The 25,021-nt window shown below is 67.5% G+C and carries 19 protein-coding genes and 4 tRNA genes; 5 read left to right on the top strand and 18 right to left on the bottom strand.

The features are described 5' to 3' along the window. Positions 1-50 precede the first annotated feature (50 nt). The 14 genes from AB0H00_RS05225 to AB0H00_RS05160 all read right to left on the bottom strand — a co-directional run bounded on the left by AB0H00_RS05225 (position 51) and on the right by AB0H00_RS05160 (position 15,437). Entirely contained in the window at positions 51-935 is an 885-nt protein-coding gene (locus AB0H00_RS05225; protein ID WP_357261090.1) for a LysR substrate-binding domain-containing protein, read from the bottom strand. A 24-nt stretch (positions 936-959) separates the two neighbouring features. Next, a complete protein-coding gene (gene pdxS / locus AB0H00_RS05220; protein ID WP_357261087.1) occupies positions 960-1,880 on the bottom strand; it encodes a pyridoxal 5'-phosphate synthase lyase subunit PdxS in 921 nt (306 codons plus the stop codon). Positions 1,881-2,065: 185 nt separating this feature from the next. Continuing rightward, complete coding sequence (locus tag AB0H00_RS05215) at positions 2,066-2,260, bottom strand: hypothetical protein (RefSeq protein WP_357261084.1); 195 nt, start codon at positions 2,258-2,260, stop codon at positions 2,066-2,068. 56 nt (positions 2,261-2,316) lie between these two features. Beyond that, a complete protein-coding gene (locus tag AB0H00_RS05210; RefSeq protein WP_357262382.1) occupies positions 2,317-3,357 on the bottom strand; it encodes an NUDIX domain-containing protein in 1,041 nt (346 codons plus the stop codon). After that, the gene (locus tag AB0H00_RS05205; protein ID WP_357261081.1) at positions 3,357-4,481 is read right to left on the bottom strand and encodes a glycosyltransferase family 4 protein; all 1,125 of its coding nucleotides are present in this window, start codon (positions 4,479-4,481) and stop codon (positions 3,357-3,359) included. The genes AB0H00_RS05210 and AB0H00_RS05205 overlap by 1 nt, the downstream gene beginning before the upstream one ends. Beyond that, complete coding sequence (locus AB0H00_RS05200) at positions 4,478-5,446, bottom strand: phosphatidylinositol mannoside acyltransferase (protein ID WP_357261078.1); 969 nt, start codon at positions 5,444-5,446, stop codon at positions 4,478-4,480. Before AB0H00_RS05200 ends, AB0H00_RS05205 begins: the two co-directional genes overlap by 4 nt. Before the next feature lie 88 nt (positions 5,447-5,534). Continuing rightward, positions 5,535-6,230 (bottom strand): phosphatidylinositol phosphate synthase, encoded by a 696-nt coding sequence (gene pgsA / locus AB0H00_RS05195; protein WP_357261075.1) that lies wholly within the window; start codon positions 6,228-6,230, stop codon positions 5,535-5,537. Between the two features lie 20 nt (positions 6,231-6,250). Continuing rightward, the gene (locus AB0H00_RS05190) at positions 6,251-6,853 is read right to left on the bottom strand and encodes an HIT domain-containing protein (protein WP_357261072.1); all 603 of its coding nucleotides are present in this window, start codon (positions 6,851-6,853) and stop codon (positions 6,251-6,253) included. After that, positions 6,850-8,913, bottom strand: coding sequence for a threonine--tRNA ligase (thrS, locus tag AB0H00_RS05185; protein ID WP_357261069.1), 2,064 nt, complete (start codon positions 8,911-8,913; stop codon positions 6,850-6,852). Before thrS ends, AB0H00_RS05190 begins: the two co-directional genes overlap by 4 nt. 217 nt (positions 8,914-9,130) lie before the next feature. Then, positions 9,131-9,742 (bottom strand): (2Fe-2S)-binding protein, encoded by a 612-nt coding sequence (locus tag AB0H00_RS05180; protein ID WP_357261066.1) that lies wholly within the window; start codon positions 9,740-9,742, stop codon positions 9,131-9,133. Further along, positions 9,739-10,170, bottom strand: a complete 432-nt coding sequence (locus AB0H00_RS05175; protein WP_357261064.1) for a TIGR02611 family protein — start codon at positions 10,168-10,170, stop codon at positions 9,739-9,741. Before AB0H00_RS05175 ends, AB0H00_RS05180 begins: the two co-directional genes overlap by 4 nt. Before the next feature lie 109 nt (positions 10,171-10,279). After that, positions 10,280-12,529: a bifunctional SulP family inorganic anion transporter/carbonic anhydrase gene (locus AB0H00_RS05170; RefSeq protein ID WP_357261062.1), complete on the bottom strand. Its 2,250-nt coding sequence runs from the start codon at positions 12,527-12,529 to the stop codon at positions 10,280-10,282. Between the two features lie 287 nt (positions 12,530-12,816). Beyond that, positions 12,817-15,039, bottom strand: a complete 2,223-nt coding sequence (locus tag AB0H00_RS05165; protein ID WP_357261059.1) for a SulP family inorganic anion transporter — start codon at positions 15,037-15,039, stop codon at positions 12,817-12,819. 326 nt (positions 15,040-15,365) lie between these two features. Then, positions 15,366-15,437 (bottom strand) — tRNA-Val (locus tag AB0H00_RS05160). A gap of 409 nt (positions 15,438-15,846) precedes the next feature. Between AB0H00_RS05160 and AB0H00_RS05155 the strand changes: the two genes are divergently transcribed. From AB0H00_RS05155 to AB0H00_RS05145, 3 genes are all read left to right on the top strand, one after another. Beyond that, positions 15,847-15,920: transfer RNA gene (locus AB0H00_RS05155), tRNA-Gly, on the top strand. A 46-nt stretch (positions 15,921-15,966) separates the two neighbouring features. Further along, positions 15,967-16,037, top strand: a tRNA-Cys gene (locus AB0H00_RS05150). A 1-nt stretch (position 16,038) separates the two neighbouring features. After that, positions 16,039-16,113 (top strand) — tRNA-Val (locus tag AB0H00_RS05145). A gap of 530 nt (positions 16,114-16,643) precedes the next feature. Here the strand turns inward: AB0H00_RS05145 and AB0H00_RS05140 are convergent. After that, on the bottom strand, positions 16,644-17,867 hold the full coding sequence (locus AB0H00_RS05140; RefSeq protein WP_357261056.1) for a cytochrome P450: 1,224 nt from the start codon (positions 17,865-17,867) through the stop codon (positions 16,644-16,646). A gap of 256 nt (positions 17,868-18,123) precedes the next feature. On the opposite strand from AB0H00_RS05140, the gene AB0H00_RS05135 reads away from it, so the two are divergent. Continuing rightward, positions 18,124-19,353 (top strand): sigma factor-like helix-turn-helix DNA-binding protein, encoded by a 1,230-nt coding sequence (locus AB0H00_RS05135; protein WP_357261053.1) that lies wholly within the window; start codon positions 18,124-18,126, stop codon positions 19,351-19,353. On the opposite strand, the gene AB0H00_RS05130 is transcribed toward AB0H00_RS05135, so the two are convergent. Next, positions 19,319-20,263 carry a hypothetical protein gene (locus tag AB0H00_RS05130; protein ID WP_357261050.1) on the bottom strand — a complete coding sequence of 315 codons (945 nt, stop codon included), beginning with the start codon at positions 20,261-20,263 and terminating at the stop codon, positions 19,319-19,321. The two genes, AB0H00_RS05135 and AB0H00_RS05130, sit on opposite strands and share 35 nt — an antisense overlap. 506 nt (positions 20,264-20,769) lie before the next feature. On the opposite strand from AB0H00_RS05130, the gene AB0H00_RS05125 reads away from it, so the two are divergent. Then, the gene (locus tag AB0H00_RS05125; protein ID WP_357261047.1) at positions 20,770-21,852 is read left to right on the top strand and encodes a hypothetical protein; all 1,083 of its coding nucleotides are present in this window, start codon (positions 20,770-20,772) and stop codon (positions 21,850-21,852) included. Here the strand turns inward: AB0H00_RS05125 and AB0H00_RS05120 are convergent. Together AB0H00_RS05120 and AB0H00_RS05115 are read right to left on the bottom strand one after the other, a co-directional pair. Then, the gene (locus AB0H00_RS05120) at positions 21,819-22,781 is read right to left on the bottom strand and encodes a LysR family transcriptional regulator (RefSeq protein WP_357262379.1); all 963 of its coding nucleotides are present in this window, start codon (positions 22,779-22,781) and stop codon (positions 21,819-21,821) included. The genes AB0H00_RS05125 and AB0H00_RS05120 overlap by 34 nt on opposite strands. Positions 22,782-23,263: 482 nt before the next feature. Next, on the bottom strand, positions 23,264-24,820 hold the full coding sequence (locus tag AB0H00_RS05115) for an NAD(P)/FAD-dependent oxidoreductase (RefSeq protein WP_357261044.1): 1,557 nt from the start codon (positions 24,818-24,820) through the stop codon (positions 23,264-23,266). Between the last annotated feature and the right edge of the window lie 201 nt (positions 24,821-25,021).

Here is a 25,021-nt window from a genome sequence, read left to right as displayed (position 1 = left end):
ATTCTAGGCGTCGTGAGGGTTGAATCCACGTAACGCCGCCCCTCGAGCTCCTACTCCGCCAACGGTTCGCCCGCCAGCGCGGCGACCAGTGCCGCGACCGCGGGATGGCGAACGGCCGTACGCCAGGCGGCCGCGTAGGTCACCTTGAGCGGTGCGCCGCGCAGCGGCCGCCAGGCCAGGCCGGGCACGTCGGCCGCGCGCGCAGAGCTGAGCCCGATCATGTCGGGCCGCGACGGCAGCACCGCGAGCATCTGCGCGTGCCCCATAGCGCTGTCGCTGAGCCGAACCCGGGCACCCTGGCCGGCGAGCGTGCGCAGCAGCGAATCATGCAGGCCCGCAGCCGATTCACGTACGAACAAGATCAGCTCCTGGCCGACGAGGTCGGCCGGGTCGAGCAGCTCGGAGCCCGCGAGCGGATGTCGCGCCGACATCAGGACGCCGAGTTCCTCGCGCGCGACCGGACGCTGCGCGAAGCGCTCTGGCAGGTCCACCGGTGCGCGGACCAGCGCTATATCGATTTCGTCGTCGTCGAGCAGGCGAATCTGATCAGCTGTGGTCCCCCCGGTGAGCACCATGCGTGTGCCGGGCAAGTGGGCGACGAGCAGCTTTTCGATGCGTATCGGCAGCCACGGCGGAACACCGTTCAGCAGGCCGAGCCGGAGCACCGGCGCACCGGCGGCGGACGCGCGCCTGGTCTCCCGGATCGCCTCGTCCATCGCACGCAGCACGTCCTTGCCGGTGCGCAGCAGCACCGCACCGGCGGCGGTCAGCTCGACCCGGGGCTCCCGGAGCAGCAGTGGACCGCCCAGCTCACGTTCCAGGACCTTGATCTGCTGGCTGAGGGTTGGTGTCGAGATGAACAATCGCTCCGCGGCCCGGCGGAAGTGCAATTCCTCCGCCAGGACCACGAAGTATCGCAACTGCCGCAACTCCACACGGCAGACGCTACCGGCTGGTGCTCACCAGCCGCGCTCGGCCAACCGGTGCGGCTGCGCGATCTCCTCGACGTTGATGCCGACCATGGCCTCGCCGAGGCCGCGCGACACCTTGGCCAGCACGTCGGGGTCGTCGTAGAAGGTGGTGGCCTTGACGATCGCGGCGGCACGCTGCGCCGGGTTGCCGGACTTGAAGATGCCGGAGCCGACGAACACGCCCTCGGCGCCGAGCTGCATCATCATCGCGGCATCGGCCGGGGTGGCGATGCCGCCCGCGGTGAACAGCACAACGGGGAGCTTGCCGGTCTCAGCGATCTCGCGGACCAGCTCGTAGGGGGCCTGCAGCTCCTTGGCCGCGACGAACAGTTCGTCCTCCGGCAGCGACGACAACTTGCGGATCTCCTGGCGGATCTTGCGCATGTGTGTAGTGGCGTTGGACACGTCACCGGTACCTGCCTCGCCCTTGGAGCGAATCATGGCCGCACCCTCGGTGATTCGGCGCAGCGCCTCACCCAGGTTGGTGGCGCCGCAGACGAACGGCACGGTGAAGTTCCACTTGTCGATGTGGTTGGCGTAGTCGGCCGGGGTGAGCACCTCGGACTCGTCGATGTAGTCGACGCCGAGGCTCTGCAAGATCTGTGCCTCCACGAAGTGGCCGATGCGGGCCTTCGCCATCACCGGTATGGAGACGGCGGAGATGATGCCCTCGATCATGTCCGGGTCGCTCATCCGGGACACGCCGCCCTGCGCGCGAATGTCGGCGGGGACTCGCTCCAGCGCCATCACCGCGACCGCCCCCGCGTCCTCGGCGATCTTGGCCTGGTCGGCGGTGACGACATCCATGATCACCCCGCCCTTGAGCATCTCGGCCATGCCGCGCTTCACGCGGGCGGTACCGACGGTCTGGGTGGTCTCGGGCGTGGTCACGGCAAACTCCTGAGTCATGTGCGCCAATCGGGTCGCTCGGATTCGAACGACACGATTCTAGGCGTCCGAAAAAGGCCACCTGATAGCCAGTTGGAGTGCACTGGCCTGGTGCGATCTCGGATATCCCGGCGTACACCGGGAAGGCGCGGCATCCGTGCCGTCCCGGCGATCCACGGTCTGCCCGGGCCCTGCCGGGTACCGCGTCAGAGCGGGCCGACAACCAGCAACTGCGCCCAGTACTCCGCGGTGGCGGGCCCCACAAGGGGTAACAGGAAATCGAACAACAGGTACGACATGAAACCAACTACCTCCACACCGAGCGAGATCGGCCCCACCTTCATCGGGACCACGACGCCGAATTCGAGGGCGTCCCTGACAGCACTACCCTCCGGGCGCATGATTCACCGCGACGCTATCACGACCGTGAAGCACATCACACATCCACACGAGCCGGTCAGCGGATGGAGCGGACCTCAGGATCGGCGGATCCGGAGGCGGCCTCGGCGGCCTCGGCGAGTAGTTCGTCCAAGTGATACGGGTAGACGGTTTCGCAGGAACGGTCCAGCGCGACGATGTCCTCGACGGTGCACCATTTATGGCCGGTGATGGAGCGACGTTCGATCGTGGTCTGGTTCGCCGCATGCGGTTCGAAACTGCGCACGCGCAGGGCGAAGAACAACTCTTCGGAGCGGATCAGATCGCCGTTGAACGGGAACACCGCGACCCGACGCCAGATCGGTCCGCGCAAGCTGTCCGGGTCCGCCCGGTGCCCGGTCTCCTCGTAGAGCTCGCGCACGGCGGCGGCGCGCAGGCTCTCCCCCGGCTCCACCCCGCCGCCGACGGTGAACCAGAACGACGCCTCCGGCGTCTTGGGGTCGTTGCCGCGCATCAGCAGGGTCCGGTCGTTCTCGTCGAACAGCACGATGCGCGCGGTGGTACGGATGGTGTCCACGGCGAGTCCGGTGGATGCGGCGGGCGTGGCACGCTCGGTGATCTCGAAGTAGGACGGCAGCGGCGCGGTGCCGCCGAGGTGCAGGATGCGCACCGGGCGCCGGGTACGCAGCGCGAGCGTGTCGCGCACCGCGTCGTTGTGGAAGCGGCGCGCGATGAGCACGCGCGCTTCGGCGTCGGCCAGCTCGGCGACAAGTTGAGGGCGCAGGCTTCCGATGTCGACCGCCGACAACGCCGAGGACAGCTGGTTCTCGACGGTCTCCCGATCGCCCGGCCCGGCCCGCTCGGCCCGGCCCGCCAGCGCGGACAGGTGTCTGGCCTGCTCGGACCGCGTCGGATCGGACGGGCCCGCGATGGCCAAGGCGACCGACCTGGCGACCACCGCCCGCCGTGCCAACGCCGCGTCGAGCGCCTGCCAGGACTGGTCGGAGCGCACGTGCAGCCGGTCGAGCCGGTTGGCGGTCGAGTACGCCCAGAGACCGATCGCAATGACCACCGCAGCGATGAGAGCGAGGACAAGGACCGTCGTCGCGGAGAAGGTGATCATCCGGCGGCGCGCACCCGGGTGTCGCCGATGGTCACCGTTTCGTACACGCGCAGGATCTGTTCGGCCACCACTGGCCAGTCATACTCACCCACCACCTGCGTCGCGGTGTGCACCAGCGCCTCCCTGCGCACCTCGTCGGTGAGCACGGCGTGCAGCGCGGCGGCCAAGGCGGCGGAATCGCCCACCGGGACGAGCACGCCCGCCGCCCCGTCGCGCAGTACCCGCCGGAAGGCATCCAGTTCGCTGGCCACGACGGCCGTTCCGGCGGCCATCGCCTCGATCAGGATGATGCCGAAGCTCTCCCCGCCTAGATTGGGCGCGACGTAGACGTCGGCGCTGCGCATCGCCGAGGCCTTCTCCTCGTCGGATACCTGGCCGAGGAAGTGCAGGTGCCCGGCGAGCGGCCCCGCTTCACGGCGCAGCCGGTCCTCGTCACCGCGCCCGACGATGAGGATCTCCACCTCCGGATGCCTGCGCGCCAGGTCGGGCAGCGCCCCGAGCAAGACCTCCATGCCCTTGCGCGGCTCGTCGTAGCGGCCGAGGAACAGCACGGTCCCGCCCGCACGCGGATAGCCGGGCAGCATCGGCGCCCTGGCGAACGCGGGGACGTCGACGCCATTGGGGATCTCCACCGCGTCCGACCCCAGCGCCTCCACCTGCCAGCGTCGTGCCAGCTCGGAGACGGCGATGCGGCCGGAGATCTTCTCGTGATAGGGCCGCAGCACTCCCTGAAATGTGCTCAGCACCAACGATTTCGTCGTCGAGGTGTGGAAGGTGGCGACGATCGGACCCTCGGCGATCTTCAGCGCGAGCATGGACAGGCTCGGCGCGTTGGGCTCGTGGATGTGCAGCACGTCGAAGTCGTTCCCATCGATCCAACGGCGAATCCTGGTATAGGCCATGGGGCCGAAGGACAATCGGGCAACCGAGCCATTGTACGGGATCGCGACCGCGCGTCCCGCCGACACCACGAACTCCGGCAGCGGCGTGTCGTCCGCCGCGGGCGCGAGCACGCTGACCTTGTGCCCGCGTTCGATGAACACCCGCGCCAGCTCGACCACATGCGCCTGCACTCCGCCGGGGACGTCGAACGAATAGGGGCAGACCATGCCGATCTTCATGGCAATTCGTCTCCCCGTTCGACCCGGATGCTCGCCTGCGCGGCGGCGATTCCGGCGCGCCGCTCCGGGGACAGGTCGCTTTCCCACAGCGGTTGCAGCATGTGCCAGTCGGCAGGGTGTCCGGCGATATTCGCGGCGAAACGGTCCGCCAATGCCTGGGTAGCCGCCGCCACGCCACCGGAAACATCCAGCGGGCCTTCGACTTTCAGGCCCCAGCTCTCGCGCCCTTCGGCATCGACATCGAACCACGCGTGCACCGGCAGCAGCGCGGCGCCGGTCTCGATGGCCAGTTTCGCCGCGCCCCCGGGCATCCAGGTGCGCTCGCCGAAGAACCGGACGGGGACCCCCCTGCCAGTGAGGTCTCGTTCGCCCATCAGGCACACGATCTTGTTTTCCCGCAGGCGCGCCGCCAGCTGCCGGAACGGCGGTTGCTCGCCGCCGGTCAGTGGGAACACTTCGAAGCCGAGGCTCTCTCGATAGGCGACGAACCGCTCGAACAGCGATTCCGGCTTCAGCCGTTCGGCGACAGTGGTCGGATTGCCGTAGTGCTGCACCAACCAGACACCGGCAATGTCCCAATTGCCGGAGTGCGGAAGCACCAAGACCACGCCGCGGCCCTCATCCAGCGCGGCATCGAGGAACGGCAGCCCGTCGACCCAGTAGTCGATCGCCTTGTGGTCCATGGCGGGTAGCCGGAACGCCTCACGCCAGTACCGGGCATACGACCGCATGCTCGCGCTGATCAGCTCGTCCGGCACGTCGGCAGGCAGCACCCCCAGCACACGGGCCAGGTTCCGTCGCAATTGATTCGGTGGTCCGCCCGCGTGGAAATCTCGGTTGGCGCGCCAGGCGAACCGGTCACCACCCAAGTCGAACAGCCGCCGGGCCGTCTGCTCCGGCAGCGCACGCACCAGCCGCCAGCCTGCCACGTATCCGGCGGCACCGAGCCGCTCCCCGATGCTCATTCGATCTCCCCCACTTCTCGTCCCCAGCCCGCCACCGCAGATGTCCCGCTGCCTTCGTCGACGTATCGGCGCTCGGCACAGGGTGTTGTCACGACGGGAGCCCCGTGGCACCGGCGGCTCCCGTGCTCGGATTCCGCGGCTGCCCGGAGGGGATCACATCGCGCGCCCCCGGCGAATTGCGCACGGCGAGCACCCGCTGGAAGACGGTGACGATACTGAGCACCGCGAGAATCCACATCGCAAGGTGGACGGCGTAGGTGAGCCAGTCGATGCCCCAGTAGCCGCCGATGCCGGTGCATCCCGCGCCGACCAGCACGATGATCAGCCGGTCCGGGCGTTCGATGATACCGCCGTCCGCGGACAGCCCGCTGGCCTCAGCGCGGGCTTTGGCGTATGAGATCACCTGTGAGGTCACCAGGACGACGAGCGTCGCGAAGAACAGCTGCCTGTGCTGCTCATGAAAGACCGCCCACCAGGCCAGGCCGGCGAAGATCGCGCCGTCGGCCACGCGGTCACAGGTTGCGTCGAGTACCGCACCGTATTTCGTTCCTCCGCCGCGCGCCCTGGCCATCGCGCCGTCGAGCATGTCGAACATGACGAACAGCCAGATGACGATGGCTCCCCAAAACAGGTGTCCGGTCGGGAACAACGTGACCGCGGCGGCGATCGAGGCGGTCGTGCCGATCAGCGTCACCGCATCGGGAGTGAGTCCCGTGCTGACCAGTGCCCTGCCCAGCGGCGCCGTCGCCTTGGCGAACGTTTCGCGGCCGAAGAAGCTCAGCACAGTCGACCCGCCCCGCTCATCTACGCCTCCTTCCAGGCCGCCGAGAGCAGCGCCCTGGTCTCACGCAAGAGTTGCGGCATCACCTTCGCCCCGCCGATGACGGTGATGAAATTCGCGTCACCACCCCAGCGGGGCACGATGTGCTGGTGCAGGTGGTCGGCCAGCGAGCCGCCCGCCACCCCACCGAGATTCAGGCCGACGTTGAAGCCGTGCGGCCGGGACACCTTCTTCATCACCCGGATGGCCTGCTGGGTGAACGCCATCAGCTCGGCGCTCTCGGCCTCGGTGAGGTCCTCCAGGTTGGCCACCTTGCGGTAGGGCACCACCATCATGTGCCCCGGGTTGTACGGGTACAGGTTGAGCACCGCGTACACCAGCTCGCCGCGGGCGATGACCAATCCGTCTTCGTCGGACATCTTCGGGATGTCCGTGAAGGGGTGGCCCGTCGAGTCCTTGGCACCTGGCGTGGCCGCCTCCGCGATGTAGGACATCCGATACGGCGTCCACAACCGCAGCAGCCGATCGGGTTCCCCGGCGCCCGTGTCGACGATCCTCTTCTGTTCGTCCGACGCCGCGGTCTCGCCCAGATCCGCGAGCCCGTCCGGCACCGTGCGCTCGGTCATGCCCGAGCCTTGTCCGCTGATCGAATCTCGAAACCCTCGGCCGTAGGCGACGCGTTCTCCCGGTGGGCGATCCACGCGACGATGGTGGCCACCGCGTCATCCACCGGCACGCCGTTGACCTGGGTGCCGTCGCGGAACCGAAAGCTCACGGCGTCCGCGTTCACATCGCGCTCACCGGCGAGCAGCATGAACGGCACCTTCTGCGCGGTGTTGTTGAAGATCTTCTTCTGCATCCGGTCGTCGCTGCGATCCACCTGCGCGCGGATACCTTCGTCCCGCAATCGGTCGATCACCCGATCCAGGTGCGGTACAAAGGTTTCCGCCACCGGGATGCCGACGACCTGCACCGGCGAGAGCCATGCGGGGAACGCACCCGCGTAGTGCTCGGTGAGCACGCCGAAGAAGCGCTCGATCGAGCCGAAGAGAGCCCGGTGGATCATCACCGGCCGCTTTTTGGTGCCATCGGGGGCGGTGTACTCCAGCTCGAACAGTTCCGGCTCGAAGAAGTCGAGCTGAATGGTCGACATCTGCCAGTTGCGGCCCAGCGCATCCTTGGCCTGCACCGAGATCTTCGGTCCGTAGAAGGCGGCCCCGCCCGGATCCGGCACCAGCTGCAAGCCGGACGCATCGGCGACCCGCGCCAAGGTCGCGGTGGCCTCCTCCCAGACCTCGTCCGAGCCGACGTACTTCTTCGGGTCCTTGGTGGACAGCTCGAGGTAGAAGTCGTCCAGACCGTAATCCTTCAGCAGGTTCAGCACGAACTGGAGGATGCTGGTGAGCTCCTCGGTCACCTGCTCCTGGGTGCAGTAGATGTGCGAGTCGTCCTGGGTCATGCCGCGTACCCGCGTCAGGCCGTGAATCACGCCGGACTTCTCGTAGCGGTAGACCGAGCCGAATTCGAACAGCCGCAGCGGCAGTTCCCGGTACGACCGTCCGCGGGAACGGAAGATCAGGTTGTGCATCGGACAGTTCATCGGCTTGACGTAGTAGTCCTGGCCCGGCTTGCGGACGGTGCCGTCGGCGTTGAGCTCAGCGTCCAGGTGCATGGGCGGGAACATGCCGTCGGCATACCAGTCCAGGTGCTTGGAGACCTCGAACAGGTGGCCCTTGGTGATGTGCGGGGTGTTGACGAATTCGTAGCCTGCGGACACGTGCCGCTGGCGCGAGTAGTCCTCGAGCTCCTTGCGGATGATACCGCCCTTGGGGTGGAACACCGGAAGGCCGGAGCCGAGCTCGTCGGGGAAGCTGAACAGGTCCAGTTCCAGGCCGAGCTTGCGGTGGTCGCGGCGCTCCGCCTCGGCCAGCAGGTGCATGTGCTCGTCGAGCGCCTCCTGGGACTCCCACGCGGTGCCGTAGACGCGCTGCAGGTCTTCGCGGCTCTGGTCACCGCGCCAGTACGCGGCCGAGCTGCGGGTCAACTTGAACGCCGGGATGAATTTGGTGGTCGGGATGTGTGGTCCGCGGCACAGGTCGCCCCAGACCTTCTCACCGGTTCGCGGGTCCAGGTTGTCGTAGATGGTCAGTTCTTTGCCGCCGACCTCCATGACCTCCGGGTCGTCGATGCCCGACTTGTCACTGATCAGTTCCAGTTTGAACGGCTCCTTCGCCAGTTCCGCCCTGGCGTCCTCGACCTCGACCACGCGGCGCGAGAACCGCTGCGCGCCTTTGACGATCTTCTTCATCCGGGATTCCAGCTTGGCAAGATCCTCCGGGGTGAACGGCCGCTGAACCTGGAAGTCGTAGTAGAAGCCGTCCTTGATGTAGGGGCCGATGCCCAGCCTGGCGTCGGGGAACTCCTCCTGCACAGCCTGGGCCAAAACATGCGCGGTGGAGTGCCGGATGACGTTGCGGCCGTCGTCGGTGTTCGCCGCGACCGGCTGCACGTCGATGTCGGCGTCGGGAGTCCAGGACAGGTCCTTCAGCTCACCGTCCACGCGGACGACGACGACGGTCTCCGGGCCTTTGGTGGGTAGTCCCGCCGCACGCACCGCGGCGCCCGCCGTCGTCCCGGCCGGCACCCGGACGAGGGCGACTGGGCTGATGGGGGCTGAGGTGGTCACGGATGCGCTCTCCTTGGCGTTCTGGCGTGGGCTGGTCCCCGCTGGGTGGGGGCCGATCGCGTGTTGGCTCCGGCGCGACAATGCTACTGTCCCGCCTCTCCGGGTCTTCAAGCCGCACTAGTCGGGTGACGCGGGATCCGCGTTCAGGCCCGGCGTTTGGTGCACCCCAACCTCTCCGGGTCTTCAGGCCGTACCAGCTGGGTAGCGGCAGCACACCTCAGCTTTCGGCCGCGAGGGCGGCCAGCAGCGCCGCGCGCTCGGCGGAGGGTCGTTTCGGGCAACTGGTGCACATTTCGCAGCCCGGGACCTCGAACACCAGGCAGCAGGAGATGCGCCGCACGAAGGTGCGTCCGCCGATCTCGACGAATCGCGGCGCCGGCAGTTTGCCGCCGATCTCGGCAGCCAGCCGCGCGCCCGCGGCGGGCGAACCAGCGTCCAGCGAGCGGTTGCCGATCGCGTCGGCGGCAATCGCCCACAGCGACGGCGCACCCGAGCCGGACACCTCGGCGATGGGCGCGATCACGGCGGCCAGCGTCTCGCCCAGCCCTGCGGCGCGGCCGACCGGCTCGTGGGCCGAGCGGCTGTGCACCCGCTCGATCCCGCCGTCGGGACGCACCTCGCAGTCCAGCCGGTCCAGCGCGGCATCCGGCGCGCCCTCGCCGTGCGCGTACGCCCGCGTGATCCCTTCCACCAGCGCGGAGGCGACCATGCACCACCACAACGTGCCCGCGATCCTGGGCGATGCCGTCCCCCAGGAGCGGCCCATCTCCGCGATCCGCGCGGCCAGCCACTCGGGCTCGGTGAGCCTTCGCCCCGGGACGTTGTTCACCGCTGCAGGGGGCTGCGCAACCATTCCCATTCGACTCCGATCCAGCTACCCACGATCCCGAACGTTCCCAGTGCCCACAATGTCGCCACGACCAACGCGGCGGTAGCGAACGCCGCGAACACTCGCACGACCGGACTCCGAGCCGAATACCACGCCATACCCTGCTGGTATTTGCTCCGCAGCCAGCCGAGTATCCGGCGCGCCCAGGCGAATTCGGTGGCGAGGATGCCAAGACCGGCGAACACGATCGCCCAGCCGGGACCGGGATACGGAATTGCCAGGATGCCTACGGCGAGCACGGCGACTCCGGCCACCGCGACCCCGATCCGGTAGGCGAGGTTCAGCGTAGGTCGGCGCGCGAGCCCGGTTCGGAAGGCGCGCCAGCCGGTCCGCTTCTCCGTCGAGCTGGTTTCCAGGTCAGCGGTCACGTCCCCAGGGTACGAGAAATCTCCCCCACCGAATGCCGCACCCCTGTGCCTGGATACGGCGAACCCGCCCGAGCCGTGCAGCCCGGTCGGGTTCGCCCATCCCCGTCGATCACACGAGCTCCGGAGTGTCGCGGCGACCGGCATCGTCGATGTGCGCCAGCCCGTCCACGGTCACCTCGATGACGCGCGCGGTGGCGATGTCGAAGAACAGCCCCGACACCCTGACGCCACGCTCGGCGACCGCCTTGCGCACCGCGGGGTGCCGGTGCAGCATCTCCAACTGCACCGCGACGTTCACCATGCCGAGCTGGTCCGTCTCGCCGAACCCGGCTGCCTGCGCAGCGGCCGCCACCGGATGGCCGAGGCGGAACCGCTCCAGGCTCGGCCGCGCGTGCGCCAGCCATGCGTCGACGCCCGGGACCTCGGTCCCGGAATGCAGCGCCGCCATCGCTCCGCACGAGGAGTGCCCGCACACCACCACAGAGCGGACGTTGAGCTGCTCCAGCGCGAAGACCAGCGCGGCCTCGACCGAGGCATCACCTTCGACGGGCACCAGGTTGCCTACGTTGCGCACGGTGAACAGGTCACCGGGACCGCTGTTGGTGATGACATTCGGTACGACCCGCGAGTCCGAGCAGGTCAGGAAGAACGAATCCGGGTCCTGTTTGTCGCGCAGCACGTCCAGGTGTGGTCGCACCACGTGCGCGTGGCGGCGGTGGTAGGCCGCGATGCCCGCCGCGACCGGGTTCGCGTGCGACTCGTCGCGGCGCCACGGACCGAGGATGTCGTCCCAAACCGAACGCGCGAAGCTGCGCGCGGGCGGTCCCGCGGCCGCGTTGGCCATCTTGGCGCCGCCGATCTCCACGAAATCGACGCTGCCGCCGTTGTTCGCCTGCTGACGCGCCCACTCCTCGATGGCCTCGAAGACCGCGTGGTCGAGGAAGTCGACGGTCATCTCGACCGTCACTTCGGCGTCCGCGGGCACCTTGGCGAGCTGCGTCGACAGCTTCGGCAGTGCGAGGAAAGTGGCCGAGCCATCGATGGAGACCAGCCAGCGCTGCGAGGCAGGGATCTGCGCGGCGGTGATGGATACCTTGACCACCCGCCACAGCAACAGGCCGAACGCCACCCCCAGACCGATCAGGACGCCCTCGAGCAGGTTCAGGAACACCACGCTGAGCACGGTGACGGTGTACACCAGCAGGTCACCCGTCCGCTGGGCCATCCTGACGTGCGCGAGCTTCACCAACTGGGTGCCGATCACAATGAGCAGTCCGGCCAGCGCCGCCTTCGGGATCTGCTCCACCACGGAGGCCAGCAGCACCGAGAACACCAGGACCCAGACGCCGTGCAGCACCGCCGACGCCCGGCTCCGCGCGCCCGCCTGGACGTTGGTGGCGCTGCGCACGATGACGCCGGTGACCGGCAGGCCGCCGAGCAGGCCCGACAGTACGTTCGCCGACCCTTGGCCGATCAGTTCACGGTCGAAGTTGGTGCGCTTGCCGGAGTGCATCTTGTCCACCGCCACCGCGGACAGCAGGCTCTCCACGCTCGCGATCAGCGCTATGGTGATAATGGTGACCACCACTGCCGACCAGTCTCCACTGGGCAGCTGCGGCAGACCGATCGCATCGAACAGCGACCCGTTCAAGACGATTCGCTCGGCGCCCGTCTGCCACACCAGCGACAGCACGGTGCCCGCGAGCACCGCTACCAGCGGGCCGGGAACCACACGGACCTTGGCGGGCAGGTACTTCCAGCCGACCATGATCGCGATCACGACCACGCCGATGAACGTGCCACCGCCATGCAGCGACATCAACTGTCCGGGCAGCTCGGTGATGTTCTTCCACGCCGAACTGTGCGACGAACCGCCGAGCAGCACGTGAACCTGTTGCAGCGCAATGGTGATGCCGATACCGGCGAGCATCGCGTGCACCACCACCGGCGCCACCGCCAATGCCGCTCTGGCAATCCGGCTGAGCCCGAACACGATTTGCAGAAGACCGGCCGCAAAGACAATAAAACCGGTTGTCTTCCAGCCGAATTGGCTGATCGTCTCGGCAACGACGACGGTGAGACCGGCGGCGGGGCCGCTCACCTGTAGGACCGAGCCGCCGAGCAGTCCGGCGACGATGCCGCCGATCACGGCGGCGATCAGACCTGCAGCGACCGGAGCGCCGGAGGCGACGGCGATGCCGAGCGACAACGGCAACGCGACCAGGAAGACCACGATCGAGGAGGGCACATCATGGCGAAGAATCGACGTGAGGCGGCCGGACAGGGGTTCCGAACTGCGGCCGGAGCCGGTTTCTGTGGGTGGCGACAGTGGCGGGGCTAAATCGTGATCGATAGCCATGACTCTCCTTCGCCGACTCGGCAGGTTCGCCGAAGTCGGTTGACGATCAACATGTCCAGCAGGGCACAAGACCGCGAACCGGCATCTCGCGGTGAAGCAGTCCCGACACAGCGATGGGTCGAGATGTAAACCGTAACAAGTCTATTGGTAAAGACTTAGCAAAGCCTGAGAAGTCGGCGGATTGTGTGTAATTCGCCACTTTCGGCTCCGCTGTTATCGCTGTGGCCTGCCGCACAGTCATGCCGGGCCGATGGGGCCGGACCGGCGCATTCCCGCCCTGCCCGCCGTCAGGCAGGCTCCGCTGCGATGTCTTCATCGCCGAACTCTGCGATGCCGTCGACGGTGACCTCGATCACTCGCGCCGTGGCGATGTCGAAGAACAGCCCCGACACCGCGACGCCCCGCTCCTCGATGCCCCTGCGGACGATCGGATGCGCGTGCAGCGTCTCGAGCTGCACCGCCACATTCACCATGCCCAGCTGGTCCACCTCACCGAACCCCGCGAGAGCCGCCGCATCGGCCACCGGGTGCCCGAGCCGGTAGCGTTCCAGACTCGGCCGCGCGTGCGCCAGCCAGTCACCGAGCCCAGGCCCCGCCTGCACCTCACGATGCAGTGCGTCCATCGCCCCGCATGCGGAGTGGCCGCAGACCACCACTGCGCGCACGTCCAGCTGCTCCAGCGCGTAGATCAGCGCGGCCTCGACCGAAACGTCTCCGCCCGGGGTCGGGACCAGGTTGCCTACATTGCGGACGGTGAACAGATCACCCGGTCCGCTGTTGGTGATGACGTTGGGCACGATGCGCGCGTCCGCGCAGGTGAGGAAGAACGAGTCGGCGTCGGGCCGATGCACCAGCCCGTCCAGATGCGGGCGCAGGAGGTGAGCGTGGCCGCGGTGGTAGGCGGCGATGCCCGCCACGATCAGATTTTCCCGGTTGCCGGTGCGCCGCCACGGTCCGATCACCTGGTCGATAACCTGCCTGGAGTGTCCGCGCTCGGGCGGTCCGGCCAGGGCCGTGGCCATCCGCGCGCTGCCGATCTCGGCGAATTCGACGGTGGCGCCAGCGGATTCGCGTCGTCGAGCCCAATCGGTGATCAGTTCGTAGGAGGCGTGGTCGAGGAAGTCGACGGTCATCTCCACGGTCACATCGGCGTCGGCGGGCACCTTGGCCAGTTCCGCGGTCAGCTTCGGCAGCGCGAGAAAGGTGCAGGTGCCGTCGATGGTGACCACCCAGCGCCGGGAGCCGGGGATCTGCTCTGCGGTGATTGTCGCACGGACCACCCGCCACAACAGCAGCGCGAACGCGAACGCGAGCCCGATCACCATGCCCTGCAACAGGTTCAGGAACACGACGCTCGAGACAGTCGTCGCGTAGACATATAGGTCACCGGTGCGCCTGGCAAGCCGGATGTGCGCCAGCTTGATCAGCTGTATACCGATCAGGATGAGCAGCCCCGCCAGCGCCGCGGTGGGGATCTGCCGTACCAGCCCGGCCAGTGCCACCGCGAACAGCAGGATCCAGACTCCGTGCAGCACCGTCGCCGCCCTGCTGCGCGCGCCCGCGTGCGCGTTGGTAAGGCTGCGCACGATGACTGCCGCGATCGGCAGGCCGCCGAGCAGGCCGGAGACAACGTTGGCAGATCCCTGCCCGATCAGTTCTCGATCGAAGTCGGTGTGGGTGCCCGGCCGCGCCTTGTCCACCGCGATCGCCGACAGCAGGCTCTCCACGCTGGCGATAAGAGCGATCGTGACCATGGTCAGGACGATGACCGCCCAACTGCCGGAGGGCACCGCGGGCAGGCCGAGGGAGTCCATCAGCGAGCCGTCCAGCACGATGCGTTCGACATGGGTGGGCACGACCAGTGACAACACGGTCGCGGCGACTACCGCCACCAGCGGTCCCGGAATCGCCCTGATCCCACCCGGGACGAACCGCCAGACGATCAGGATGACGATGACGACGAGGCCGATGCACAGGTCGCCGTTGTGCACGGACCTCAGCTGATTCGGCAGGGCGACGAGACTGGCGAACGACGAGCTGAGCGAACTCCCGCCGAGCAGCACATGCACCTGCTGCAGCGCGATGATCACGCCGATGCCCGCGAGCATGCCGTGCACCACGACCGGGGCGATGGCCAGTGCGGCGCGCGCGACGCGGCTGAGCCCGAACAGAATCTGCAGGACTCCGGCGCCGGCGGTGATGAAACAAGTTGCGGCCCAGCCGAAGTGGTGCACGCTCTCGGCGACGACGACGGTGAGGCTCGCGGTCGGCCCGCTCACCTGGACCGCGGAGCCGCCGAGCAGTCCGGCGACGACGCCGCCGACGGCGGCCGCGATCAGCCCCGCGGCGACGGGGGCGCCGGAAGCGACCGCGACGCCGAGCGAAAGGGGAAGGGCGACAAGGAAAACCACAATCGAGGCTGGTAGGTCATTGCGACCGATACTGGCCAGACGTGCGGAAACGCCTACCCGCGGCGACGTCAGCGGTACGGAATCGGTGTCGGTGGACATATTTCTCCTTCGCCGAATCGAGTTGATCCGGTTCATCGGTCAAACATGTTCTGGCATCGAATGCGAGCAGAGAGCCCCTCGACCGCTCGTGGAGCGGCGACCCGTGACGCGAAGGTCGAACTGATAGTAAAGACTTCGCAAAGCGCATGGAAAGGTTTTTGATGCCCACGAGGGCAACCGCTATCAAACTGTGACCCAAGTCACAGTGCTGCAAAACGGCTTGCGGAGATACTGAATGTTTGGGTCAGCGGCCGGACTCGGCGATGCCGATTGACCAAGAGATGAAAGAAGACCGGGCTGCATCGCACCGGTCTCGTTCGATTGAGTGGTCCCAGCTGGGATCGAACCAGCGACCTTCCGCGTGTGAGGCGGACGCTCTCCCGCTGAGCTATGAGACCTGAGCTTCATTCCGGGCGGGATGCCCTCCGGACGAGACGAAACATTAGCACGCACCCCGGGCGGTCCACCAAATCGCCACCCGGACAGGGGCGATCCATCGCATCGGCGGTCACACTCTCCGGGTGGTCCGCCCGCACGATCCGAGGCAGCTGAGGCCGCTCTCGACACACTTCGTTCACCGGCACCATGCGGCTGCGATGAACATCCGCGATGCCATCCGTGGCCCCTGGATCGATCCCGCCATCCGACGAGCCCATAGTCCCCCATGGACCACACAAGCCCCTGCGGTCACACTGGGCGCGCTCCCGATTTCCCCCTTTCTACCAGCGGATTTGTACCTTGCAGGAAGTGTCCGCTAATGTTCTGTCTCGCACCACGGAGGCCGGTACAAGCCCCCGAGGTGGAAATGCGGATGTGGCGCAGCTGGCTAGCGCATCACCTTGCCAAGGTGAGGGTCGCGGGTTCGAATCCCGTCATCCGCTCGAGAGGTAGGGCCAGGCAACATTGATACGCCGTCCCCCTTTGCGCGGTGGAGTGGCCGAGTGGTGAGGCAACGGCCTGCAAAGCCGTGCACACGGGTTCGATTCCCGTCTCCACCTCGCGCGATTAGCTCAGCGGGAGAGCGCTTCCCTGACACGGAAGAGGTCACTGGTTCAATCCCAGTATCGCGCACCATCGCAGTAGCAGGTCAGACCCGGTTTTCCACCGGGTCTGATCTTTTTTGTGCGCACGACGAGCCCAACGGACCTGCTCTACTCGACAAATTGGGCACAGATGCTCATGGGCATCCACGCGGACAACGCAGAGTGCCGAGCTGTGGTGAATGAGCAGAAGGGTGTACTCAGCGGCAGGCTGTGCGCTGCGCTGCCGCAACTCGTCGGGGCCGAAACCGCGGTCCGTGCGGCACGACGGCTTGGCCCGGTTCGAGGGCGAGCTTTCTGCCGCCGAGGTACCTCGATGTCGGATTCGGGCGAACCCACCCCGCCACTGCAACGACCCTCGGACCATTTTTGCAGGTAGGGACCACCCGACACACTTGCGCTAGCGGATGGCAGCCACCGCGACCTCGCCACCGGCATCGGCCGGTCCGCTTGCATGGCGCAGAGAAGCTCGGCCCGAAGCGGACCACGCTGCGTCGAAGGCCGACAATGGGTCGGGACGAAGGAGCGCGGTCCGCGGTGGCTCGGCCGTCGCGTTGAATCTGGTTACGGCTTCACGGCGCCGAGGTTGATCGGCACCGACAGCGGGCCGATCGTGAAGAAGGACGGCGAGTAGGGAATGTCGTTCGGGTCGATGGCGAGGCTGAGTTCCGGCAGCCGCCGGTACAGCGAGGCGAGTGCGAGCCGGCCCTCCAGGCGGGCCAGCCCGGCGCCGATGCAGTACCGCGGCCCATGGCCGAACCCGAGATGTCCGGCCTGCTGCTTCCGGGTGATGTCGAACTGGTTCGCGGTCTCGCCGTATTCTGTCGGGTCGATGCCACATGCCTGGTAGGCGACGCCGACCGCGTTGCCCTTGGGAATGGCCACGCCCGCGACGATCACGTCCGTCAGCGTGAACCGCCAACTGGTCATCATGACCGAATGACGGTATCGCACAGTCTCTTCCACCACGTCGGCCCAGCGGTCCTCGGCCTTGGCCAGTTCGAGCTGATCGGGGTGCTGAGACAGCGCCACAATGGCGTATCCAAGCAGGTGGACCGTGGTCTCGTGGCCGGCGACCAGCATGATCCACAGGACAGCGACCAGTTCTTCGGTAGTGAGCTTGTCTTCCTCGTCGCGTGCCTGCACCAGACCTGTGGTCAGGTCGTCGCCGGGCTCCCGATGCTTGCGCTCCGCCAGTTCATACAGGTATGCCATGAGGGCGTTCTGGGTGGCGAACGCCTCTTCGGGAGGAGTGGTGTGCGCCAGGAGGGTGGCGGTCCAATGCCGCAGCCGCGACCGTTCCGACTCTGGCACCCCGAACAGTTCACAGATCACCGCCATCGGCAGCGCTTCGGTGAAAGTGGGTACCAGGTCGACCCCGTCGCCGGCGGCCACCACCTCATCCAGCAAGCCGTCGATGATCGCCTGGATCCGCGGCTCCAACGCCTGCACCCGGCTCGGGGTGAACGCCTTGCTGATCAAGCCACGAAGTCGCCGATGGTCGTCGCCGTCCTTGGTGGATAGGTGGTCGCCCTGGACTATGGCGCGCAGTGGCCAGTCCTCCGGAATCGCTCCGTTGTGCAGGGCAGGCCAGTGCTTCGGGTCTCTGGCGAACGTCTTGTTGTCGCCGGCCAGAATCTCGCGGACAGCGTTGTGCGTCAGTGCCAGGTAAGCGGGTACGCCGCCGGGGAACTCCACCTCGACCACGGGCGCGATCTCCCGAAGCCGGATACAAGTGTCGAGCAGATCCTCGTTCGCGGCTGGGAATGCGGGCAGGCTAGTTGTCATGGAATTTCCCTTCAGCGCGTCAGCCCCCCAGCCGTCGTGGAGGTCGTGCACGAGTATCACGCCGAGCGGACTCGACAGACAGTTGTACTGACGGATCCTGCCTCCAACCAGAAGTCGAGCGTCACAAAACCAAAGTCGAGGAGCTGTCCGCTCCAGTGCAATACGGCGAGTAGGTGCCTGCACTCCAGGATCGGATGTCGGTGGGCGGGGATACGCTGTGCCGCACACAGCCGGAGCCGAGTCAGGGGGTTGTCGCGTGACGGTCAGCGCGAGGGTCACACGCGAGGAGAAGGCTGCCGAGGACACCGATCCGGAGTTGCTCGATCTGCAGGACGACATCTCGTTCGGGCTCGAAGAGGTCAACGAGGTGCTCGCCGAGCTGATCGCGATGCAAGCCGAACGCAAAGCCAAGGACGGAGAACTGCTGGCCGCTCGGCTCGGGGTCCGCGGCGAGAAGCCCGAAACTCTGGCCCGGATCGGCGCGCGCTACGACCTGTCCCGTGACCGGGTACGGCAGCTGCACACCAAGGCGGTCGGCCAGATGATCCGGATGGCGCAGTTGACCGGGCACCGGGCCCCCGCTGTCCTCGGCGCGCGGTACCCACTCGACGCCATGGATCGGCAGTTGGTGCGGGCACTGCTGGTGGAGACGTACACGACCGACACCGACATCGCCGCCACCGAGCTGTCGTACCTGAAGCTGCGGCTGGCTGGGCACACGGCGGAGGACGCGAAGCGGATCGCCGGGTTCGTGACCCAGCGGATCGCGGCATGGCAGAAGAAGACGAATCGGCGCCTCGCCAAGCTACGCGACGCCGAGCCGCGCGCGACCAGTCAGCTCGATCCCTGGTTGGCACAGGTCGATTGGCCTGGAGCGGACGCCGCCGCGGTGCCCACATCCTGCGCGCGCACAGTGGACGGCGACGACGACGGACGCGGCCGCTTCTACCTGGACAAGGTCGGACGCGATGTGCCGTTCGACTCCGGCCTGGAGGCCCGGCTGCTGTGGATCCTCAACGCGAGCGATCTGGTCGAGACGTTCCAGGAGCAGCCCGCCGCGGTCGGGTACGACCTCGACGGTGCGGAGCGCGTCCTCTACCCGAGCATCGTCGCCCGCCTCACCGACGGCCGGGTGGTGCTCATCGATGTCGAGCCACTCGGCCATGTCGCTTTCCACGTCAACCGGGTGAAGGCCTCAGCGGGTCGCGCGTACGCGCACGCCAACGGGTGGGGGTGGCTGGTCTGGACGGGAAGCCGGATCGGTATCCCCGACCTGCTCGCGCGTCCGGTCGCCACGGCAACCGAGAGCATGCTACATGAACTGGTCACGCGCGGCCCGGTGCAATGGACCGCGCTGCGCGAGGTCCGCAGGGCAACTGGCCTGGAACTGCTCGACTTTCTCACGCTGGTGCTGCGCAACGACTGGCGGTGGGACCGCGCGCCGTTCCTGCTCAGTGCACCACCATCGCCCCGGCCACGAACGTGACGATCAACAGCATCGCGCAACAGGTGATCAGCTGCCAGTGACCGATCGTTTGCTGGAGGTTGACGATGGTGCTGCGCAGGGCATTGTCCACCCGGTGGTGGTCGGCGATTTTGCGACTGGCCGCGGCGAGGGCCTCGGCCCGCTCCTGCGCGGCTTGCTCCGCCCGCTCCAGCCGCGTGGTGAGCTTCGCCAGGTGCTTCTGCCTATCCCGCAACGTTTTCCGGGTCACCGCCAGTGCGGTTCGCTGGTTGACCAGCTCCTGACGCTGCCGGGCAATGACGGTGGCTTGTGTCCTCGTGTGGTGCTCCCAGTCGGTCACGGTGGCCCAGCCTCCTGTCCTCTCATCCCGATGACCCCAGACGATGTCGCCGCGCACCCATCCCTGGATGAAGTCACGCAGCTCGAACGGCTCAGCCCGCGGCGCCGCCATTGCGTGTTCGGTGTCCAATACGCCCGTGATCGCGCGATAGTCACAGGCGGCGGGCGCGAAGTCCGCGATGCCCAGCGCGTGTAGGTACGGCACCCAGTAGCCGGGAGGGCACAGCCACAGCACGTCCGCGCAACCGGCGGCACGCAGTCGCGCGGTGTGCTCTTGCGCGAGCGCGCGCTCCAACGGCCCGCCGCGCACCTCGATCGCGTACTCCCGGTCACCTCTGCGCCAGTAGACGTCCACCGGTAGCGTCCCGATCCGCCGATCCACTTCGGCCTCGTCGGCGCCATAGGCGAGCAACCTGCCGCACAGCCAGTACTTCAGCCGCTGCATATCCCATTGCGCGGCGGTACATTCCGGACACTTGCACGCGTAGCCGACCCACGACCCACGAGCCCGGCCCGGCCCGTCCCCGATACCCAATTCGGCGAGCATCGCTCTGCGCCCGCAGGCGATCTCCGCCCGCTGCTTCGTTCTCACGCGACCACTCCCCGCACAAAACCACCGCAGGCCCGGCGACCCACGCCATAGATCAAGAGTGCGTCAGACTTCGCTACCTCGCCAGCCCCCTTTACCCCGCGCTCGGGTGCGCCACGACGGTGACTTTCGGTGGAGTGGGCGATGTACGCTGCGGCACAAGCAATCTCATAATGCCATGCCATTCCGCAAAATGCGCTGGTATCGGCGAATTCACAATGCCGCCATCCACTGCCGATCGCCCGCTTCGCCCGCGTCTGTGCGGCCTCATCGCGGGCGAGGCGATCCTGCAGGACAATGAGCCAAACAGGCGGGACGGCACTGTTCCGGACAAACGGGATCGCGGTGCCGTCCGCCTGCGTGGACCGAAGTCCGTGCGAATACGCTGCTTTGATCAGGTGACACGGATCGGTACATCGCCGATTCTCCGCGAACCGCGATGACCAACGGGGCGGATAGAATCGTCCGGCCGAGTGCGAGCTGGGCCGATACGGGGAAGTAGGTATTGGATGGAGCACGGTCAGCAGACCGGCGAGTCGATCGGCGCGATGTTATCAAGTATCGCGTCGACCCTTCGAGAGGTCAGCGACAAGCTGGACGCGGTGGCGGCCCGGATGGACGGTGCGCCCGCCGTGGCGGACGAGCAGAGCATCGAGGGCCGGTTGGCCAAGCTGGAGGCGTGGGCTTTCCATGTCGGCCAGGACATTTCCGGCATCGATGCCAGGGTGGAGCGTTTGGAGTCCGGCGAGGGCCCGCCCCCCAGAGATCGCGCGAGGAGCCTGGAAGAGCGCCCGGAGCCCCTACCTCGGGCGGCCGGCGGCCGACGCGGCGCAGGACAGCGGGAGCGCCACGCCGCACCAGCCCAGGCTTCCGGGTCGAGCGAATCGCGCGGCAGCTCGAGCGGTCCCCGAAACGGCGTGCCTCGACAGGGCGCGCCGCGCGAGCCGCTTCGCGTGGCAGAGGAGCTGAACTCCACACCGTCGGGCTTCACCCCACCTCGCGAACCCGTGGTGACCGCACTGGAACCGAACGCCCCTTCCGGGCAGAGCTTTACCGCTCCCGCTCCCACTTTCACCGCACACACCCCGCGCGAACCCGCGCCCCACTTCACCGCGCCGACGTCTCGCGAACCCGCGCTCGACTTGCCGACGCCGCGGGAACCGATCGCCGCGCAGCATGAGTCGCTCACCGCACCGCGTGAACCCGCCGCGACGCCGCACCCCGCCCCGTCTCGAGATAACCCCGCGTACGAGAGCATCATCGCCTCCGTCGATGACGCCGATGACGCCGATCCAGGCAGGAACCATAGCCGCTCCCAGAACGGGACCGCTTCTGAGGTGCACGCCACTGGGCTCACGGGTGCGCACCGCGCCACCGACCAAGACCGTACGCCGGTCGAGAACTCCCATGTGGACAAGCTGCAGGCCATGCTCGACGAACTCAAGCGGACCGCCTCCGCTCCGCTCGGCCGCTCCGATATCTTCGGACCGTCGGCGGGCGACCCGAACCCGACCGGCTACCAGTCCGACCACACCGACCCGCCGCGCAGGACCAACGATTACCGGCTCTCGAGCCCGCCGTCGGTGTCCTGATCGGCCCTACCGCGCCGCTGCTTCGGCGGCCGGACCGCGGCGGCCGACCGCAGCAGGATCTCTTGAACGAGATCGCGCAACCACCGATGACCGCCGTCGGCACTGTTACGCGGATGCCACGCCATCCCGATCGCGACCTCCGGCAGCGGTAGCGGGATCTCGAACGTGCTCAGCCCGAGCGCCGGTAGCGCGGAGGCGCTGAGCAGGGCGGGCGCCGGACAGACCAGGTCGCTGCCACGCACGGCGAACAGCGCGCTGGTCAGGTTCGGCACGGTGGCCACCACACGCCGAGTGCGGCCGTGCAGGGCAAGACGGTCGTCGATCGGTCCGTGCGCGCGGCCGTTACGCGAGATGCTCACATGCCGGGCCGCGGCGTAGGCGGCGACAGTGACGCGATCGGTAACCAGCAGGTGTTCGGCCATGGCAACACCGATCACCCGGTCGGCGCATACCCTGCGCACCGTGGTCTCCGGGTCTGCGTGGTCGATCACACCGACCTCGAGGTCGACGCGGCCGTCGCGCAGAGCCGAGGTGCCCTCGAGGCTGTCGGGCAAGAACCGCAGCGTCACGCCGGGCGCCTGCGCACGCGCCGCAGCCAGCAGGGGCGCGGCCAGTTCGGTGAGCACCATGTCGCCCGCCTGGACGGCGAAGGTCCGCCGCAGCGCCGACGGATCGAGGTCACCGCGCGGGATCAACAGCGAACGTGCCTGCTCGACCAGCGTGCCGACCTCGTAGCGCAATTCCAGCGCGCGTGGGGTCGGCACCAGCGATCTGCCCGCACGCACGAGCAGCGGATCGCCGAGCGTACGGCGCAGCCGGGTCAGGGTCCGGCTCATCGCGGGCGGCGAGGTATGCAGGCGCTGCGCGGCCAGGGTGACGCTGTTGGTGTCGAGGAGAGCGTCGAGGGCTACGAGTAGGTTCATATCCAGCGCTTTCACCCTTGGATTATCACCAATGCAATGGTTGCTTACCGACATTGCACTCGTGATAATCCAGGCGAGTCGTAGCATTGTTGTGGGCACCAGGTCGCCCTTGCCCCGGGCGGTTCCGCGCTCTTCGTCGCCACACTCTCCCCGAATACAGACGCCGCATGCGCAATCTCGGCATCGACGTCAGCCATCCATGCCTCGGTGGGACAACGGCGGGTCGCGCACCACACGGATCCCGCTACCTCGACGGTCTGTTGCGGCGTGTACGACGTATCGACCTACACGCTGCGCGGTGCGACCGGGGGAGGCCCGGATCGATATCGTCCCACGGCCGACGGCGCGACCACGCTGGTAAGCGATCTTTCAGTCGGCACCGTGAGCGTAGTCGAGCGCTGGGCGGTGTCGGCCGCATCCGGCGCCGCGGCGAGCCCGTTTCGCCCAGCCACGATCCCGCCAAGGGCGCGCAGCCGCGCAACTGCCGCCTATCGGCTGACCTGGTCGCTTTCTTCTTCGCTCGCCAACAGCTCCGCCTCGATCGGAAACTGTCGCGGCGAGGCGGAGCCAGTGCCCGCCTTCGGCCGGTTCAGGCCGCGGTACGACTCCGGCTTCACCCTCCGGAACCATTGGGCCAGCCGGGTCCGGCGCGGCAGACGGAACTTCAGGTCGGCGAGCATCTCGTCGATGTTCTGGATAGCGAACGGAGTGATCGCCGTGCCGTGCGCGTGGTGGCCGTTGGCGCGTTGCTCCATCCAGCGCAGTCGGGTGTCGATCTGCTCGTTCAACTGCTGGGCGGGCGGTAGAGCGAGCCTGCCGGTCAGCAGCGCGGCGGTCCAGTGCGCTGCGACCTCGGCGTTGAGCGTACTGATCACCGACGAGTTGTAGCCTGCGAAGGTCAGATTCGGCACGTCCAGCGGCAGGATCTGCCGGTGCAGACGGAAGTTGCCGCGCTCGTCGGTCAATCTGCGCTGGACGTACGGGGTGAGGAAGGGAACCCGCTGGTGGAAACCGGTGGCGCATACTACGACGTCCGCCTGTAGCACCTGCCCGGTGGACAATCGCACCGCGGGAGCCGCCTTGGGGCCGCCGCCCATCTCCGCGATAGTCGTGTCGCGGTGCACCGCGATGCGCCCGTTGGCGACCTGCTCGTAGAAGCCCTCGGTGGCGAGGCTGATGGTGCTCTCGGCGATCTCCTCGACACGGCCGCTCGGCACGAGACCGAGTGCCCGCAGACGCATCTGTTTGGTGGCCAGTTCTTGGATCAGGTCGAAGTTGCTGATACGCACCGATTCGCCGGGGCCGCTCAGGAATCGGTCCATCCGGCCGGGCCGGAGGTAGTGGAAGTGCGACTCGCCGAAACGGGTCAGCATCAGTCGCTCGTAGTCGATGACCCGGGCCAGCGTGCGCGGCACCTTCCAGAACAGCCGCCGGGCCACTACCGAGGTGGATGCCGCGACATCGCTGACCGCTGTGGCGATGTCGCAGGCGGACTTCCCGTAGCCGACCACGACGACCGACTTGCCGCGCACCGATTCCAGATCGAGAAATTCCGACGCGTGCATCAATCGTCCGCCCGCCGCGCGGAACAAGTCCGTGCCGCGATAATCCGGCATCGCCGGGTCGCTGAACACACCGTTGGCGATCACCAGGTGATCACACGAGGTCCGGCGAATTCCACCCTTGTCGCGAATTTCGAGCAACCATCCGCTGTCCACCGGGTCCGCGGCGACCACCTCGGTCTGCAGACGCAGATGCTCAGTCAGCCCGAAGCGCGCGGCGTAGGCGGCAAGATACGCCTGCATCTGCTGTCCGTCCAGCACACGCGGATAGTCGGCGGGCATCGGGAAGTCGGAGAAGTGATAAGTGTCCTTGGTATTCTGCGTCCGCAGACCCGGGTATCGCCGGGTCACACTCCACACGCCACCGACATCGGGTGTGCGGTCGAACACTTCGACCGGAAAACCCTCCTGTTTCAACACTTTCGCGCAGGCGAGACCTGCGATACCCGCACCCACGATCGCGACGCGGCTTCCGCTTGTCATGCGCAGGAGACTACGTCGCCGGCGCCGCGCAGCAAAGTCGGTCGGCCGAAAGCGTGCTTCAGCGTATTGCGGGCGCACTCGTGAAAGCCACCGGCAGATCATCGAGCAGACCGCGAATCAGGATGCTTGCCCGCAGCGCAGGTCCACGTCGTCCACGGCCGGCCGCGGTAGCCGGTGGCGGCGCCAACCGGGTCAGCACGG

The sequence above is a fragment of the Nocardia sp. NPDC023852 genome, from assembly GCF_040639505.1.
In the GTDB taxonomy this organism is placed as follows: Bacteria; Actinomycetota; Actinomycetes; order Mycobacteriales; family Mycobacteriaceae; genus Nocardia.
This window is presented reverse-complemented; position numbering and strand designations above follow the sequence as displayed.

Excerpts from the sequence above, each read along its gene's own strand:
- pdxS (WP_357261087.1), bottom strand. The coding sequence starts at position 1,880 with ATGACTCAGGAGTTTGCCGTGACCACGCCCGAGACCACCCAGACCGTC.
- AB0H00_RS05215 (WP_357261084.1), bottom strand. The coding sequence starts at position 2,260 with ATGCGCCCGGAGGGTAGTGCTGTCAGGGACGCCCTCGAATTCGGCGTC.
- AB0H00_RS05205 (WP_357261081.1), bottom strand. The coding sequence starts at position 4,481 with ATGAAGATCGGCATGGTCTGCCCCTATTCGTTCGACGTCCCCGGCGGA.
- AB0H00_RS05200 (WP_357261078.1), bottom strand. The coding sequence starts at position 5,446 with ATGAGCATCGGGGAGCGGCTCGGTGCCGCCGGATACGTGGCAGGCTGG.
- AB0H00_RS05190 (WP_357261072.1), bottom strand. The coding sequence starts at position 6,853 with ATGACCGAGCGCACGGTGCCGGACGGGCTCGCGGATCTGGGCGAGACC.
- AB0H00_RS05170 (WP_357261062.1), bottom strand. The coding sequence starts at position 12,529 with ATGGCTATCGATCACGATTTAGCCCCGCCACTGTCGCCACCCACAGAA.
- AB0H00_RS05165 (WP_357261059.1), bottom strand. The coding sequence starts at position 15,039 with ATGTCCACCGACACCGATTCCGTACCGCTGACGTCGCCGCGGGTAGGC.
- AB0H00_RS05140 (WP_357261056.1), bottom strand. The coding sequence starts at position 17,867 with ATGACAACTAGCCTGCCCGCATTCCCAGCCGCGAACGAGGATCTGCTC.
- AB0H00_RS05125 (WP_357261047.1), top strand. The coding sequence starts at position 20,770 with ATGGAGCACGGTCAGCAGACCGGCGAGTCGATCGGCGCGATGTTATCA.
- AB0H00_RS05115 (WP_357261044.1), bottom strand. The coding sequence starts at position 24,820 with ATGACAAGCGGAAGCCGCGTCGCGATCGTGGGTGCGGGTATCGCAGGT.